16 protein-coding genes are annotated in these 14,253 nt (G+C 70.7%); 7 read left to right on the top strand and 9 right to left on the bottom strand.

Annotated elements, in window-relative coordinates; all coding sequences use genetic code 11:
- Nucleotides 1-26 precede the first annotated feature (26 nt).
- Both B9S57_RS11365 and B9S57_RS11360 read left to right on the top strand, forming a co-directional pair.
- The gene (locus B9S57_RS11365; RefSeq protein ID WP_103515418.1) at nt 27-605 is read left to right on the top strand and encodes a VanZ family protein; all 579 of its coding nucleotides are present in this window, start codon (nt 27-29) and stop codon (nt 603-605) included.
- A 90-nt stretch (nt 606-695) separates the two neighbouring features.
- On the top strand, nt 696-899 hold the full coding sequence (locus B9S57_RS11360; protein WP_103515417.1) for a PspC domain-containing protein: 204 nt from the start codon (nt 696-698) through the stop codon (nt 897-899).
- A gap of 80 nt (nt 900-979) precedes the next feature.
- Here B9S57_RS11360 and B9S57_RS11355 read toward each other — a convergent pair whose 3' ends face one another.
- A complete protein-coding gene (locus B9S57_RS11355) occupies nt 980-1,276 on the bottom strand; it encodes a hypothetical protein (protein ID WP_103515416.1) in 297 nt (98 codons plus the stop codon).
- Between the two features lie 134 nt (nt 1,277-1,410).
- Nucleotides 1,411-2,565, bottom strand: a complete 1,155-nt coding sequence (locus B9S57_RS11350) for an adenosine deaminase (RefSeq protein ID WP_103515415.1) — start codon at nt 2,563-2,565, stop codon at nt 1,411-1,413.
- Between the two features lie 112 nt (nt 2,566-2,677).
- Between B9S57_RS11350 and B9S57_RS11345 the strand changes: the two genes are divergently transcribed.
- The gene (locus B9S57_RS11345) at nt 2,678-3,436 is read left to right on the top strand and encodes an alpha/beta hydrolase (protein WP_181011316.1); all 759 of its coding nucleotides are present in this window, start codon (nt 2,678-2,680) and stop codon (nt 3,434-3,436) included.
- A 38-nt stretch (nt 3,437-3,474) separates the two neighbouring features.
- On the opposite strand, the gene B9S57_RS11340 is transcribed toward B9S57_RS11345, so the two are convergent.
- Nucleotides 3,475-4,428 (bottom strand): LysR family transcriptional regulator, encoded by a 954-nt coding sequence (locus tag B9S57_RS11340; protein WP_103515414.1) that lies wholly within the window; start codon nt 4,426-4,428, stop codon nt 3,475-3,477.
- A gap of 62 nt (nt 4,429-4,490) precedes the next feature.
- On the opposite strand from B9S57_RS11340, the gene B9S57_RS11335 reads away from it, so the two are divergent.
- The 4 genes from B9S57_RS11335 to B9S57_RS11320 all read left to right on the top strand — a co-directional run bounded on the left by B9S57_RS11335 (nt 4,491) and on the right by B9S57_RS11320 (nt 7,974).
- Nucleotides 4,491-5,798: an MFS transporter gene (locus B9S57_RS11335; protein WP_103515413.1), complete on the top strand. Its 1,308-nt coding sequence runs from the start codon at nt 4,491-4,493 to the stop codon at nt 5,796-5,798.
- Between the two features lie 98 nt (nt 5,799-5,896).
- The gene (locus B9S57_RS11330) at nt 5,897-6,604 is read left to right on the top strand and encodes a L,D-transpeptidase (RefSeq protein WP_103515440.1); all 708 of its coding nucleotides are present in this window, start codon (nt 5,897-5,899) and stop codon (nt 6,602-6,604) included.
- 90 nt (nt 6,605-6,694) lie between these two features.
- On the top strand, nt 6,695-7,681 hold the full coding sequence (locus B9S57_RS11325; protein ID WP_103515412.1) for a sigma-70 family RNA polymerase sigma factor: 987 nt from the start codon (nt 6,695-6,697) through the stop codon (nt 7,679-7,681).
- A gap of 14 nt (nt 7,682-7,695) precedes the next feature.
- On the top strand, nt 7,696-7,974 hold the full coding sequence (locus tag B9S57_RS11320) for a hypothetical protein (protein WP_103515411.1): 279 nt from the start codon (nt 7,696-7,698) through the stop codon (nt 7,972-7,974).
- Nucleotides 7,975-7,981: 7 nt separating this feature from the next.
- Here the strand turns inward: B9S57_RS11320 and B9S57_RS11315 are convergent, their stop codons facing one another.
- The 6 genes from B9S57_RS11315 to B9S57_RS11290 form a co-directional block, all read right to left on the bottom strand.
- The gene (locus B9S57_RS11315) at nt 7,982-8,323 is read right to left on the bottom strand and encodes an STAS domain-containing protein (protein ID WP_103515410.1); all 342 of its coding nucleotides are present in this window, start codon (nt 8,321-8,323) and stop codon (nt 7,982-7,984) included.
- A gap of 132 nt (nt 8,324-8,455) precedes the next feature.
- A complete protein-coding gene (locus B9S57_RS11310) occupies nt 8,456-9,733 on the bottom strand; it encodes a thymidine phosphorylase (protein ID WP_103515409.1) in 1,278 nt (425 codons plus the stop codon).
- A 137-nt stretch (nt 9,734-9,870) separates the two neighbouring features.
- Entirely contained in the window at nt 9,871-10,266 is a 396-nt protein-coding gene (locus B9S57_RS11305; protein ID WP_103515408.1) for a cytidine deaminase, read from the bottom strand.
- The gene (locus B9S57_RS11300; RefSeq protein ID WP_103515407.1) at nt 10,263-11,525 is read right to left on the bottom strand and encodes an ABC transporter permease; all 1,263 of its coding nucleotides are present in this window, start codon (nt 11,523-11,525) and stop codon (nt 10,263-10,265) included. Before B9S57_RS11300 ends, B9S57_RS11305 begins: the two co-directional genes overlap by 4 nt.
- Nucleotides 11,522-12,640, bottom strand: a complete 1,119-nt coding sequence (locus B9S57_RS11295) for an ABC transporter permease (RefSeq protein ID WP_103515406.1) — start codon at nt 12,638-12,640, stop codon at nt 11,522-11,524. Before B9S57_RS11295 ends, B9S57_RS11300 begins: the two co-directional genes overlap by 4 nt.
- Nucleotides 12,637-14,223 (bottom strand): ABC transporter ATP-binding protein, encoded by a 1,587-nt coding sequence (locus B9S57_RS11290; protein WP_103515439.1) that lies wholly within the window; start codon nt 14,221-14,223, stop codon nt 12,637-12,639. The genes B9S57_RS11295 and B9S57_RS11290 overlap by 4 nt, the downstream gene beginning before the upstream one ends.
- Nucleotides 14,224-14,253 lie beyond the last annotated feature (30 nt).

The raw sequence follows: 14,253 nt of genomic DNA, 5'->3' as shown, positions 1-14,253 counted from the left end.
CCGATCCTGCCGGTCGTGGCGTCTTCGTGCACGTGCGCCACAGTTCGGACGGCCCGGCCGTCATCCGCTTCCGCGCGGCGGGGGTCATCCTCCTCCTCGCACACCTTCTGTTCGTCGGCTGGCTGACGCTGCGCCCGCTGGACGTGCCCTGGATGACGGCCGCGAACCTCCGGCCGTTCGCCGGGATCAAGGCGGATCTGGCCCTGGGCCCGGCCGAGGCGGGCCGTCGTATCGGCGAGGGCCTGCTGCTCCTGGCGCCGCTCGGCATACTGCTGCCGATGGCCGGGGGCAGGCTGCGGGTCTCCCCGTGGGCGTCACTGGCCCGTACGGTCGCGGCCGGGGCGCTGATCTCGATGGCCATCGAGCTGGCACAGACCGGTGTGCCGGGGCAGGTCGTCGACGTCGACTCGCTGCTCCTGAACACCTCCGGCGTCGCGCTGGCCCATCTGCTGCTCGTCCCCCTGTCGCGGTCACGGCTGCGCCGCGGCAACCGGGCGGGGGCCGGCGACCTGTCCCGGATCGGGAACGGGATCCGCTCGTCCCGGGGCGAGGCCGCCCCTCAGGGGTCCACCCCGACGATTACCAGGGTCGGCATCGCCCCGTAGAGCGATGCTTTGTGCCCCTTCGCGGGGCCACTATGGAGGTACCGGGAGCGCAACCGGCTGCTCCCCGGACGGTTCGCGAAGGAGCCCACCATGGCCGCACTTGTCCGCCCCCGCGAGGGACGCATGATCGGTGGGGTGTGCGCGGCGCTGGCCCAGCGCTTCGGCACCTCCGCGGGGACGATGCGGGTCATCTTCCTCGTGTCGTGCCTGCTCCCCGGCCCCCAGTTCCTCGTCTACCTGGCGCTCTGGGTCCTCCTGCCGTCGGAGAAGAGCCCGGCCGCGACGGCCTGGTGACCGGCGGGGCCACGGGGAGAGGAAAGCAGTGGGGCGCACACCCGGACCGGGTGTGCGCCCCACGTGCGTGTACGGGGTGTTCAGCCGCCGATCGGCAGGACGCCGGTCAGCCCGCCGGCGGGCAGGCCGCCGAGCAGGTTGGTGCCGGGCGCCGAGAGGTCGCTGCCGCCGCGCTGCTGCTGGTCGAGGAGGCCGCCGGCCGCCTTCTGCACGGCGGGCAGCGCCTCCGCGACGGAGTCGAGCGCGACGTTGGAGGGGAGGCCTCCGGCCAGGGCGTCGACGGGCACGGCGACGGCGGAGGCGGTGCCCGCTCCGGCCGCGGCGAAAGCGGCACCGAGAGCGGCGACACCGAGGGTCCTGACAGCAGACTGCTTCATGTGAAATTCATCCTTGGGGAGAGGGATGTGAGCGGCTCTGCAAGGTAGTCAGCCGCGCGCCTCTCCCGCAAACATGCCGGGACACGGAAAACGGCCGGGAATCGATATCCCCGGCCGTTCCCTTTTCGGCGGGCTCAGCCTGCCAGTGACGAAGAACTGCTGGTCACGGAAGTCTGACGGAAGAGCCACTCGGATTTCAGTTCGGCGTATCCGGGCTTCACCACGTCGTTGATCATCGCCAGACGTTCATCGAAAGGAATGAACGCTGATTTCATCGCATTGACTGTGAACCACTGCATGTCGTCGAGCGTGTATCCGAAGGTCTCGACCAGCAGCTCGAATTCACGGCTCATGCTCGTGCCGCTCATCAGCCGGTTGTCCGTGTTCACGGTGGCGCGGAAATGGAGCTTGCGCAGCAGCCCGATGGGGTGCTCGGCGTACGAGGCGGCGGCGCCGGTCTGGAGGTTGGAGGTCGGGCACAGCTCCAGCGGGATCCGCTTGTCCCGCACGTAGGAGGCGAGGCGGCCGAGCGTCACGCTCCCGTCGTCGGCGATCTCGATGTCGTCGATGATGCGGACACCGTGGCCGAGCCGGTCCGCACCGCACCACTGCAGGGCCTGCCAGATCGACGGCAGGCCGAAGGCCTCGCCCGCGTGGATGGTGAAGTGGTTGTTCTCGCGCTTGAGGTACTCGAAGGCGTCCAGGTGGCGGGTGGGAGGGAAGCCGGCCTCGGCGCCCGCGATGTCGAAGCCCACCACACCCAGGTCGCGGTAGCGGTTGGCGAGTTCGGCGATCTCCAGCGCGCGGGCCGCGTGCCGCATCGCGGTGAGGAGGGCGCCGACACGGATGCGGTGGCCGTTCGCACGGGCCCGGCGCTCGCCCTCGCGGAAACCCTCGTTGACCGCCTCGACGACCTCTTCGAGTGACAGGCCGGCGGTGAGGTGCTGCTCGGGCGCGTACCGCACCTCGGCGTAGACGACACCGTCCTCGGCGAGGTCCTCGGCGCACTCCGCGGCCACCCGGAACAGCGCCTCGCGGGTCTGCATGACGGCGCAGGTGTGGGCGAAGGTCTCCAGGTAGCGCTCCAGCGAACCGGAGTCGGCGGCTTCGCGGAACCAGATGCCGAGCTTGTCGGGCTCGGTCTCGGGCAGGGCGTCGTAGCCCTGCGCGAGGGCCAGCTCGACGATCGTGCCGGGGCGCAGGCCGCCGTCGAGATGGTCGTGGAGCAGCACCTTGGGCGCGCGGCGGATCTGGTCGGGACCGGGGACATTCAGGGTCTGGCTCGTCATCCGGGCACTCTAGCGCCTACGCGCGTAGAGCGCGCGGGGCACCGGCCTCCGATGCGTAACAGTGACCGCGAAGCCGGGTGGAATACACCTGCCCTTCTGAGACTGTTCTGTCATGGCACAGCGCGCACTTCCCCTGCCTGCCGCCAGGCTGGGACGGGCCGTCATCACGGCCGGAGCAGCACCCGAGGTCAGCGGCGTGGTCCTGCTGCTCCCGGACGGCGAGACCGATTCCCGACGCCGTCCCTCCACCCTTTCGTACGCGGCGCAGCTGCCGTTCGCCCGGACGCTGGCCCGCGCGGGCCAGGACGACGGACTCGCGGTGCACGTCGTGCGCTACCGGACCCGGGGCTGGAACGCCGGCGCGGATCCGGCGGCCGACACCCACTGGGCGGCCGACGAGGTCGTACGCCGCTACGGAGACGTCCCCGTCTGCCTCGTCGGGCACGGGATGGGGGGCCGCGCCGCCCTGCGCGGCGCCGGGCACGACGCCGTCAACTCCGTGCTGGCCATGGCGCCCTGGCTTCCGGAGGCCACGGATCCCGAACCCGAGCCGGTCAAACATCTGGCGGGGCGCCGGGTCATGATCGTGCACGGCACGAACGACGCACGGACCAATCCGGAGCTCTCCTACCGGCTGGCGGAACGTGCCAAGAAGGCCAACCGGGACATCTGCCGCTTCGAGGTCCACTCCGACGGTCACGCGCTGCGCCAGCACCGCTCCGAAGTGCTGGCCCTGGCGTCGGACTTCATCGGGGGTTCGCTGTTCGCCCGTTCGTACGCGCGCCCGGTCGCCGACGCCTTCGCCGCTCCCCCGCCACTGGGGCTGCGGATGCCGCTGGCGGCGGGGTTCGGGCAGTCGCTCAGGCGCTGAGCCACCGGGCCCGCCCGGGTGCCTCGGGGCGTGGAAGCTCAGTCCGGCAGCAGGCTGCCCCGGCGCGACAGCAGGAAGCGCTTGAAGGCGGCCACCGGCGGAGTGTCGGGGTGGCCGTCCAGCCAGGCGACGCCGATCTCGCGGGCGGCGCGCGGCGCCGTCACCGTCAGCTCGACCACCCCGGGCCGGGCGACCGCGGGCGGCGGCAGCAGCGCCACTCCGAGCCCGGCCGCGACCAGCCCGCGCAGGGTCTCCGCCTCCTCGCCCTCGAACGCGACCCGGGGGGTGAAGCCCGCCTCGGCGCAGAGGTCGTCCGTGATCCGCCGCAGGCCGTAACCCGGTTCGAGGGTGACGAAGGTTTCGTCGGCGGCCTCGGCGAGGCGGACACGTCGGCGCCCCGCCAGCCGGTGGTCGTCGGGGACGACCAGGCGCAGCCTCTGCTCGTCCAGGCGCATGGCGACGAGATCCGGGGCGTCGGGGACGGGCGAGGTGAGACAGAGGTCGAGGCCGCCCGCCCGCAGGCGGTCGATCATGGCCTCGCCGTAGTTCTGGACGAGCTGGAAGCGGACCCGCGGGTGGTCGGCGCGGAAGGCCCTGATCAGGGCGGGCACGGTCTCGGAACCCATGGTGTGCAGAAAGCCGAAGGCGACCTTGCCCGCCGTGGCGTCGGCGTCGGCGCGCACCGAGTCGGCCGCCTTCTCCACCTCCGCCAGCGCGCGTTCGGCGGAGCCCAGGAAGGTGCGGCCGGCGGGGGTGAGCGAGACCGTGCGGCCGCGGCGGGCGAACAGGGCGACTCCCAGGTCCTGTTCCAGTCTCACCATGGCCCGCGACAGCGTCGACTGCGGGACGCCGAGCTCGTGCGCGGCACGGGTGACGTGCTCGTGGCGGGCCACCGCCTCGAAGTACGCGAGGCGGGGCGCAAGCACGGCCCGGATGTCTTCTTCGTAACTGCTCGGTGACAGCCGAGACCCTGAGCTGTGTTGATGCGCCATGGGAACGATTATGAGGGTTTCATGCATTGGACGCATGAAACCTCGCGGTCTACGTTCGCCGTATGCCTTCTGCCAGTACCGGGGCGTCCACCATCGTGCTGGGCGCCGCCGTTCCGTCCTCCCCCGCCGTCCCCTCCCCGACCGTCCCGGAGCGCCTCACGCCCGGCGGTCCCGGCTACCGCAGGATGAGCTTCGCGCTCTTCGCGGCGGGGATCGCGGCCTTCGCCCTCCTCTACTCCACCCAGGCCCTGCTGCCCTCCGTCTCCGCGTCCTTCGGCGTGACGGCCGGCCAGGCGAGCTGGACGGTCTCCGCGGCGACCGGCGCGCTGGCCCTGTGCGTGCTGCCGCTGAGCGCGCTCTCGGAGCGCTTCGGGCGGCGGCAGATGATGACGGCCTCCCTGGCGGTCGCCGTGGTGATCGGACTGCTCGTCCCCTTCGCCCCGTCGCTCGGCTGGCTGATCGCACTGCGTGCGGTCCAGGGCGCGGCACTGGCCGGGCTGCCCGCCTCCGCGATGGCGTACCTGGCGGAAGAGGTGCGGCCGAAGGCTCTGGTGGCCGCGATCGGACTCTTCGTGGCGGGCAACAGCATCGGCGGCATGAGCGGCCGTATCCTCGCCGGCTGGATCGCCCAGCTGTGGGGCTGGCGGGCGGCGCTCGGCGCGATCGGGCTGCTCGCCGTGGCCTGCGCCGTGGTCTTCCACCTCCTGATCCCCAAGGCGCGGCACTTCAGCCCCTCCTCGCTCAACCCGAAGGCCCTGGCGAAGACCGTCACCGGTCACCTCTCCGACCCGCTGCTGCGCCGGCTGTACGCGATCGGCGCCCTGTTCATGACGGTGTTCGGCGCGGTCTACACCGTGATCGGCTACCGGCTCGTCGAGGAGCCCTTCAACCTCCCGCAGGGCGTCGTCGGCTCGGTCTTCCTGGTCTACCTCGTCGGCACGGCCTCCTCCGCCGCCGCGGGCCGCCTGGTCGGCCGGCTGGGCCGCCGGGGCGCGCTCTACCTCGCCCTCTCCACGACGGCCGCGGGTCTGCTGCTCTCCCTGGCCGACCAGATCGCCGCCGTCCTGGCAGGGCTCGTCCTGATCACGGCCGGCTTCTTCGCCGGGCACGCGGTCGCCTCGTCCTCGGTGAGCCGTACGGCGACGTCGGGCCGCGCCCAGGCGTCGGCGCTCTACCAGTCCGCGTACTACCTGGGTTCGAGCGCGGGCGGCACGCTCGGCGCCGTCGCCTTCCACGCGGGCGGCTGGGGCGGCACGGTCGCGCTCGGTGTCCTGGCGGTCCTCGGCGTCCTGTCGATCACCGTCTTCGGGACCAGGGCGGCACGGACCGAGCGGCTCCGCGCCGCGACCCCGGCACCGGTGCGCAACTGAGACCTTCCCGGCACAACCGCCGCTCCCCGACGCGCGTCCAACAAGCGGAGACACCGTCCGCGGACGAACGCGAAGGGGAGCAGGCGTACATGACGATCATGGGGAACATACGCGGCGTACGGGTACGGCGTGGGGCCGTCCTGTCCGTCGCCGGACTGGTGGCCGCACCGGCCCTGGTCCTGGGCACGGGGACATCCGCCCAGGCGGCGTCCTGCACGGCGTCGAAGGGCCCGTACCAGAAGCAGGTCGAGAAGTGGCTGGGCCGGACGTCCGACGGGAAGCAGTCCGCGGCGGACTGCTCGGCGATCCGTTCGTTCCAGGTGTCGAAGGGCATCACCCCGTCCATCGGGTACGCGGGACCGGTCACCTGGCGGACGATGAAGACCATCACCGCGCAGAAGGCGGCGGGCAAGAACCCCGACGCCGCGAAGAAGTGCCCCACGAACAAGGGGCGCATCGCGTGCGTGGACCTGACCAGGCAGCTGAGCTGGATCCAGGACGGGTCCAGGCTGAAGTTCGGCCCGGTGCCGGTACGCACCGGCCGCAACGGTGACGAGACACGGACCGGGTCCAGCAAGATCTACTGGCGCAACATCGACCACTGGTCGACGCTCTACGACGTGTCCATGCCGTACGCCCAGTTCTTCGACGGCGGGCAGGCGTTCCACTCGGTCACCAAGTCCATGTACAACAACCCGGGATCGGCGGGCTGCGTCAACATGCGCCCCTCGGACGCGAAGTCGTACTGGAACCTGCTGAAGAACGGCGACGACGTCTACGTCTACGGACGCAAGCCCGGCACCTGAGCTGCGGTTTCCACTCTTCCCGCCCCTGTTGTCAGTGCCCTGCGGTAGCTTCCACACTGAGCGGTGTCACAGCGCAACAGGGGTGGAGCGATGAGTGATCTGACAGCGGCGGCGGACATCGACGGCCGTCTGGAGGGACACCGGGTCGAGCTGACCGGTTACTGCTACCGGATGCTCGGCTCGTCCTTCGAGGCGGAGGACGCGGTCCAGGACACGCTGGTGCGCGCCTGGCGCAGCTTCGACAAGTTCGAGGGCCGTTCCTCACTGCGCTCCTGGCTGTACCGGATCGCGACCAACGTCTGCCTGGACATGCTCAACGCGGGCAACAAGCGGGCCAGGCCGGTGGACCTGAGCGGTCCGACCCCGCTGGCCCAGGCCGCGCTGAACCCCCTTCCGGAGAACACCTGGCTGGAGCCGATGCCGGACGGCCGGATCCTGCCGTCGGTGGCCGACCCGGCGGAGGCGGCGGTGGCGAAGGAGTCGGTGCGTCTGGCGTTCGTCGCCGCGCTCCAGCACCTGCCGCCCAAGCAGCGCGCGGTGCTGATCCTGCGCGAGGTCCTGGCGTGGAAGGCGAGCGAGGTCGCCGAGCTGCTCGACACCTCGGTCGCCTCCGTCAACAGCGCCCTTCAGCGGGCCCGGGCGACCCTCTCCGACACGGAGAGCACCGCGTCGGACACCGCGAACCCGCTGGACGACGAGCAGCGCAAGCTGCTGGACCGCTATGTGGCGGCGTTCGAGGGATACGACATGGCGGCGCTGACGGCGCTGCTCCACGAGGACGCGGTGATGACCATGCCGCCGTTCGACCTCTGGCTCCAGGGGCACGGCGACATCACGGGCTTCATGCTCTCCATCGGCGCGAGCTGCGCCGGCTCCCGGCTGGTGGCGACCGAGGCCAACGGCACTCCGGCCTTCGCGCACTACAAGCCGAACCCGGACGGGCCGGGCTTCGTGCCGTGGGCGCTCCAGGTCATCGACATCTCGGACGGTGCCATCACCGGGATGCACTGCTTCCTGGACACCCCGCGCTGGTTCCCGCTGTTCGGGCTGCCGGACCATCTGGACGACGCCGCGTGAGGGTGGGACGTCCTGTGGTGATCGTCTGGGCACTCCTGACGGTGGGCGGCTGGGCGGCGACGCCCTGGCTGGGCGAACCGTCCGCGACGGACGGCCCGGGCCCGAGCCCCTCACCCGCCTCCAGCACGCCGGGCGGCACCCGCGAACCGGGGCCGCAGCCGGAGGGACCGTGCGCGACACCGGCACCGTCCCGTCCGTCGAGCGCCGATCCGTCGCCGCTCGCGGAGGTGCCGAACGCGTACAGGGACGAATACGCGGTGCAGGTCCTCTGCGACTACGCGGTGTTCGGCTGACCGTCGATCACTCCGGGGCCGACCGGACGTTACCCACCACATCGGTCAGCCCCACCAGATCGAGCAGCGCCCCGAGTTCGGGCGGGACGTTGCGCAGGCGCAGCTCGACGTCTCCGGCCCTGCGGGCGACGAGTCCCAGCCTCGCTATCGCCTCGACGAGCGCCAGGTCGGGGCGTACGACGCCGCCCACGTCGCAGTCCACGGCGGCTCCGGGGGTATGGGCGAGCAGCGCCTCCAGCTCGGCGCAGAGCCCCGGCACATCGGCGCGGGTGACACGGCCGGTGAGGACGAGGGCGTTCGGAGTCATGGCATCCACACCAGGGAGACCGGCGGGATGCCCGAAACTCATCGCCCGGCCCGGGACCGACAGTGAGTGCGCTCATGGCGATCTCCTCCTATCGGTGCGTCACCGGGTCCGGCATGCCGAACGGGACCGGTGGTGGTCCACCGGCCCCGTTCACCCGAAAGGGAAGACCGCAGGTCAGGCGATACGCTCCCGCACCACCGGCGTGGCGGTGAAGGGGGTTCCGGACGGAGCGATGTCGTAGGAGCCGGGGAGCGCCTTGAGCGCGTACTCGAACTTCTCCGGGGTGTCCGTGTGCAGGGTCAGCAGCGGCTGGCCCTCGGTCACCGTGTCGCCGGGCTTGGCGTGCAGCTCGATGCCGGCGCCCGCCTGCACCGGGTCCTCCTTGCGGGCGCGGCCCGCGCCGAGGCGCCAGGCGGCGACGCCGACGTCGTACGCGTCGAGCCGGGTCAGCACGCCCGATGACGGGGCGCTGATCACGTGCTGCTCACGGCTGACGGGGAGTTCGGCGTCCGGGTCGCCGCCCTGGGCGGAGATCATGCGGCGCCAGACGTCCATGGCGGAGCCGTCGGCCAGGGCCTTCTCCGGGTCGGCGTCCTTGAGCCCGGCGGCGTCGAGCATCTCCCGGGCGAGGGCCAGGGTCAGGTCGATGACGTCCTTCGGGCCGCCGCCGGCGAGGACCTCGACGGACTCACGGACCTCCAGGGCGTTGCCCGCGGTCAGGCCGAGCGGGGTCGCCATGTCGGTGAGCAGCGCCACGGTGCGTACGCCACTGTCGGTGCCCAGCGCCACCATGGTGGAGGCCAGTTCGCGGGCGTCCTCGATCGTCTTCATGAAGGCGCCGGAGCCGACCTTGACGTCCAGGACGAGCGCCCCGGTGCCTTCGGCGATCTTCTTCGACATGATCGAGCTGGCGATCAGCGGGATTGCCTCGACGGTGCCGGTGACGTCGCGCAGGGCGTACAGCTTCTTGTCGGCGGGGGCGAGCCCGTCGCCGGCGGCGCAGATCACGGCGCCGGTGGTGTCCAGGACGTCGAGCATCTCGGCGTTGGAGAGGTGGGCCCGCCAGCCGGGGATGGACTCCAGCTTGTCGAGGGTGCCGCCGGTGTGGCCGAGGCCCCGGCCGCTGAGCTGCGGCACGGCGGCGCCGCAGGCGGCGACCAGCGGGGCGAGCGGCAGGGTGATCTTGTCGCCGACACCGCCCGTGGAGTGCTTGTCGGTGGTGGGGCGGGAGAGCGCACCGAAGTCCATCCGCTCGCCGGAGGCGATCATCGCGGCGGTCCAGCGGGCGATCTCGGCACGGTTCATGCCATTCAGCAGGATCGCCATGGCCAGTGCGGACATCTGCTCGTCCGCGACGTCGCCGCGGGTGTACGCGTCGATGACCCAGTCGATCTGCTCGGGGCTGAGCTCGCCCCTGTCCCGCTTGGTACGGATGACGGAGATGGCGTCCATGGGAGGGAAGTCCTTCCGGCCGGATGGGTGGGCGAGAGAGTCCTGTTGACTCTACGCGCATAGAGAGGAAACGTTCCGCCGCGCCGTCCGGGCGGCCCGGTCGGGCCCGCCCGGAGAGCGGCACGGCGGCCGGGGGATCACCCCAGGTGCTGCGGCCCGAACGACTGCGGCAGCATCGCGTCGAGCGTGCGGAGGCCGTCCGGCGTCTCGAGCACCAGCTCGGGCCCGCCGAACTCGTACAGCAGCTGACGGCACCGGCCGCACGGCACGAGCACCGAGCCCGTGCCGTCGACGCAGGTGAAGTGGGTCAGCCGGCCGCCGCCCGTGACGGCGAGCTGCGACACCAGCCCGCACTCGGCGCAGAGACTGATGCCGTACGAGGCGTTCTCGACGTTGCACCCGGTGATCATGCGCCCGTCGTCGACGAGGGCCGCCACCCCTACCGGGTATCCCGAATACGGGGCGTACGCCCGGGACATGGCGTCCCGGGCCGCCTCGCGCAGCACCTCCCAGTCGACCGAGGGCGCCGTCACTTGCCCTCACCCTTGCGGTACGGCACACCGTCCGCCTTCGGCATGCGCAGCCGCTGCGCGGAGAGGGCGAGCACCAGCAGCGTCGTGACGTACGGCGCGGCGTCGACGAACTGGCTGGGGACCTGGTCCGTCAGGAAGTACCAGGTGAACAGCAGACCCGAGATGACCGCCGAGATCAGCGCGGCGACGTACTTCTTCCGGTAGAGCTGCCAGAACACGACGATCACCAGCAGGATCGCCAGGAGCAGCAGCATCGCGTGGACGTTGTCAGCGCCGCCGCGCAGCTTGAGGCTGTCGGTGAAGCCGAAGAGCCCGGCGCCCAGGGCCATGCCGCCCGGCATCCAGTTACCGAAGATCATGGCGGCGAGCCCGATGTAACCGCGCCCTCCGGTCTGACCCTCCTGGTAGATGCTGGTCGCGACGAGCGAGAGGAACGCGCCGCCCAGTCCGGCCAGCCCGCCCGAGATCGTCACGGCGATGTACTTGTACTTGTAGACGTTCACACCGAGCGTCTCGGCCGCCACCGGGCTCTCACCGCAGGAGCGGAGCCGCAGACCGAACGAGGTGCGCCACAGGACCCACCAGGTGACCGGGACGAGCAGCAGGGCGACGACGGTCAGCAGCGACAACCGGGTGACCAGGCCGCCGATGATTCCGGCGAGGTCGGAGACGAAGAACCAGTGGTGTTGTTGCAGGTCGTACATCCAGTCCGACAGCCCGGGAACGGTGATCTTGTCGATCCCCTCGAGCCGGGGCGACTGCTTGGACGAGCCGCCGGGCTCCTCGGCGAAGGTGAAGTTGGACAGGTAGCGGGTGACGCCGACGGCGAGGATGTTGATCGCCACACCGGAGACGATGTGGTTGACGCCGAAGGTGACGGTGATGACCGCGTGCAGCAGACCGCCGAGGCAGCCGCCGATGATGCCGAAGAGGACGCCCATCCAGGGGCCCCACTGGAAGCCGGCCCAGGCGCCGAACCAGGTGCCGAGGATCATCATGCCTTCGAGGCCGATGTTGACGACGCCGGCCCGCTCGGCCCAGAGACCGCCGAGACCGGCCAGGCCGATGGGGACCGCGAGTTCGAGGGCGCCCCTCACCTGTCCGACCGAGGTCACGTCGTTGGCACCGCTGATGATGCGCACGAGGGAGACGAGCGCCAGGGCGCCGGCGATGATCAGGAGGACGACGGGCAGGGAGAGCTTGCGTCGGCCGCCGCCCTTCGGGGCGGCGACGCGTGCGGCGCGGACTTCGGTGCTCACAGGGCCGCCTCCTTCTCGGTGGTGAGGGCGTGGCCGGCGGCGAGTTCCTCGCCGACCTTCTGCTGCTGGCGACGGGTCCCGTAGCGCCGGACGAGCTCGTAGCTGACGACGACGGAGATCACGATCAGGCCCTGCATGATCGTGGCGATCTCCTTCTCGAAGCCGAACTGGTCCAGCGGCGAGGACGCCTTGTCGAGGAAGGCGATCAGCAGCGCGCTGAGCGCGATGCCCACCGGATGGTTGCGGCCGAGCAGGGCGATGGTGATGCCGGTGAAGCCCAGGCCGACGGGGAAGTCGAGGCTGTAGGTGTGGGTGTCACCCAGCAGCGTCGGCATGCCGACGAGTCCGGCGATCGCGCCGGAGATCAGCATCGAGGTCAGGATCATCTTCTTGGCGTCCACACCGGAGGCCTGGGCGGCACTCTCGCTCGCGCCGGTGGCACGGAGGTCGAAGCCGAACCGGGTGCGGTTCAGGACCAGCCAGTAGACGAGACCGCAGCCGGCCGCGACGAAGGTGAAGCCGTAGATCTCTCCGGCCTCGGGACTCAGGGACAGGCCCGGGAACCAGCCGGCCTCGGGGATGTCGCCCGTGGTCAGGTTGTTGGAGCCCGCCGCCTGCTCACCGAAGTTCTTCGGCAGGATCAGCCAGGCGATCAGCGAGGTGGAGATGGAGTTGAGCATGATCGTCGCGACGACCTCGCTCACTCCCCGCGTGGTCTTGAGGATGCCCGCGATGCCCGCCCAGAAGGCACCGACCAGCATGGCGACGACCACGATCAGGGCGATCTGGAGCGGCCCGGGGAGGGTGACGCTGGCACCGACGAGGGCGGCGACCATCGCCGCGAGGCGGTACTGCCCGTCGACGCCGATGTTGAAGAGGTTCATGCGGAAGCCGACCGCGACCGCGAGAGCGGCGAGGTAGTACGCCCCGGCCTGGTTGATGATCAGCACCTGTACGTCGCTGTACGACACCTGCTCGAACAGCAGCCGGTACAGCTCGAACGGGTCGCGGTTCGAGATGAGCAGCACGAGGGTGCTGAGCGCGAACGCGACGACCAGGGCGAGTACCGGGCCGGCGAAGCCCAGGATCAGCCGGTCCTTGTCGAACTTCTTCATCGGGCCTCGTCCTCCGGTGCCGCTTCGAGGTGACCGGCGGCGGCACCGGTCATGGCCGAGCCCAGTTCCTCGGGTGTGATGGTGGCGGGGTCGGCGTCCGCGACCAGCTGTCCTCGGTACATGACGCGCAGGGTGTCGGAGAGCCCGATGAGCTCGTCCAGGTCCGCCGAGATGAGCAGGACGGCGAGCCCTTCATGGCGCGCCTCGCGGATCTGGTCCCAGATCTGCGCCTGTGCGCCGACGTCCACCCCGCGGGTGGGATGGGCCGCGATCAGCAGTTTGGGGTTGTGACTCATCTCGCGACCGACGATCAGCTTCTGCTGGTTGCCGCCGGACAGGGAGGCGGCCGTGACCTCGATGCCCGGGGTGCGGACGTCGTACTCGCGCACGATCCGCTCGGTGTCGGCGCGCGCGGCCTTCGGGTCCAGGAGCCAGCCCTTGCTGTTGGGCTTCTCCGTGACGTGGCCGAGGATGCGGTTCTCCCAGAGCGGGGCGTCCAGCAGGACGCCGTGCCGGTGGCGGTCCTCGGGGATGTAGCCGATGCCGCCCTCGCGCCGCTTGCGCGTGGGGGCGTTCGAGATGTCGTCGGTGTCCAGCGTGATGACGCCGCTGTCGGGGCTCCGCATGCCGACGAGCGTCTCGATCAGCTCGGTCTGGCCGTTGCCCTCGACGCCCGCGATGCCGAGGACCTCGCCCTTGTGGATCGTGAAGTCGAGGTCGGACAGGACCGCGCGCACGACGCCGTCCGGGTCCGTCACCCCGAGGGAGAGACCGTCGACGCGCAGCATCGGCACGTCCGTGACCGTCGATTCGCGGTTCTCGGGCGAAGGGAGCTCGCTGCCGACCATCAGCTCGGCGAGCTGCTTGGTCGTGGTGTTCGCGGGGTCGGCGGTGCCCACCGTCGTACCGCGCCGGATCACCGTGATCTCGTCGGCGACGGAGAGGACCTCGCCGAGCTTGTGGGAGATGAAGATGACGGTGAGGCCCTCGGCCTTGAGCTCGCGGAGGTTCGCGAAGAGCGCGTCGACCTCCTGCGGGACGAGCACGGCGGTCGGCTCGTCGAGGATCAGGATGCGGGCGCCGCGGTAGAGGACCTTGAGGATCTCCACGCGCTGGCGGTCGGCGACCCCGAGGTCCTCGACGAGCGCGTCGGGCCGGACCCCCAGGCCGTAGGCGTCGGAGATCTCCTTGATCTTCTTGCGTGCGGCGGATCCGATGCCGTGCAGCTTCTCGCCGCCGAGGACGACGTTCTCCAGGACGGTGAAGTTGTCGGCGAGCATGAAGTGCTGGTGGACCATGCCGATACCGCGCGCGATGGCCTCACCGGGGTTGCCGAACGAGACCTGCTCGCCGTCCACGGCGATGGTGCCCTCGTCCGGCTTCTGCATGCCGTAGAGGATCTTCATCAGGGTGGACTTTCCGGCGCCGTTCTCACCTACGAGGGCGTGGACCGTTCCCTTGCGTACGGTGATGCCGATGTCGTGGTTGGCCACGACGCCGGGGAAGCGCTTGGTGATGCCGTGCAGTTCTACGGCAGGGGGACTGCTGGACGCGTTGATGACGCACTCTCCTTGGCCGGACAGGAGCGGGGGCACAGAGGGCAGGGGGTGGGG

Source organism: Streptomyces sp. SM10, from assembly GCF_002910915.1.
In the GTDB taxonomy this organism is placed as follows: domain Bacteria; phylum Actinomycetota; class Actinomycetes; order Streptomycetales; family Streptomycetaceae; genus Streptomyces.
This window is presented reverse-complemented; position numbering and strand designations above follow the sequence as displayed.

Bases quoted from the DNA above. Each gene is read 5' to 3' on its own strand.
- B9S57_RS11295 (WP_103515406.1), bottom strand. From the start codon at position 12,640: ATGAAGAAGTTCGACAAGGACCGGCTGATCCTGGGCTTCGCCGGCCCG.
- B9S57_RS11340 (WP_103515414.1), bottom strand. From the start codon at position 4,428: ATGGCGCATCAACACAGCTCAGGGTCTCGGCTGTCACCGAGCAGTTAC.
- B9S57_RS11325 (WP_103515412.1), top strand. From the start codon at position 6,695: ATGAGTGATCTGACAGCGGCGGCGGACATCGACGGCCGTCTGGAGGGA.
- B9S57_RS11355 (WP_103515416.1), bottom strand. From the start codon at position 1,276: ATGAAGCAGTCTGCTGTCAGGACCCTCGGTGTCGCCGCTCTCGGTGCC.
- B9S57_RS11315 (WP_103515410.1), bottom strand. From the start codon at position 8,323: ATGAGTTTCGGGCATCCCGCCGGTCTCCCTGGTGTGGATGCCATGACT.
- B9S57_RS11350 (WP_103515415.1), bottom strand. From the start codon at position 2,565: ATGACGAGCCAGACCCTGAATGTCCCCGGTCCCGACCAGATCCGCCGC.
- B9S57_RS11330 (WP_103515440.1), top strand. From the start codon at position 5,897: ATGGGGAACATACGCGGCGTACGGGTACGGCGTGGGGCCGTCCTGTCC.
- B9S57_RS11335 (WP_103515413.1), top strand. From the start codon at position 4,491: ATGCCTTCTGCCAGTACCGGGGCGTCCACCATCGTGCTGGGCGCCGCC.
- B9S57_RS11360 (WP_103515417.1), top strand. From the start codon at position 696: ATGGCCGCACTTGTCCGCCCCCGCGAGGGACGCATGATCGGTGGGGTG.
- B9S57_RS11310 (WP_103515409.1), bottom strand. From the start codon at position 9,733: ATGGACGCCATCTCCGTCATCCGTACCAAGCGGGACAGGGGCGAGCTC.
- B9S57_RS11345 (WP_181011316.1), top strand. From the start codon at position 2,678: ATGGCACAGCGCGCACTTCCCCTGCCTGCCGCCAGGCTGGGACGGGCC.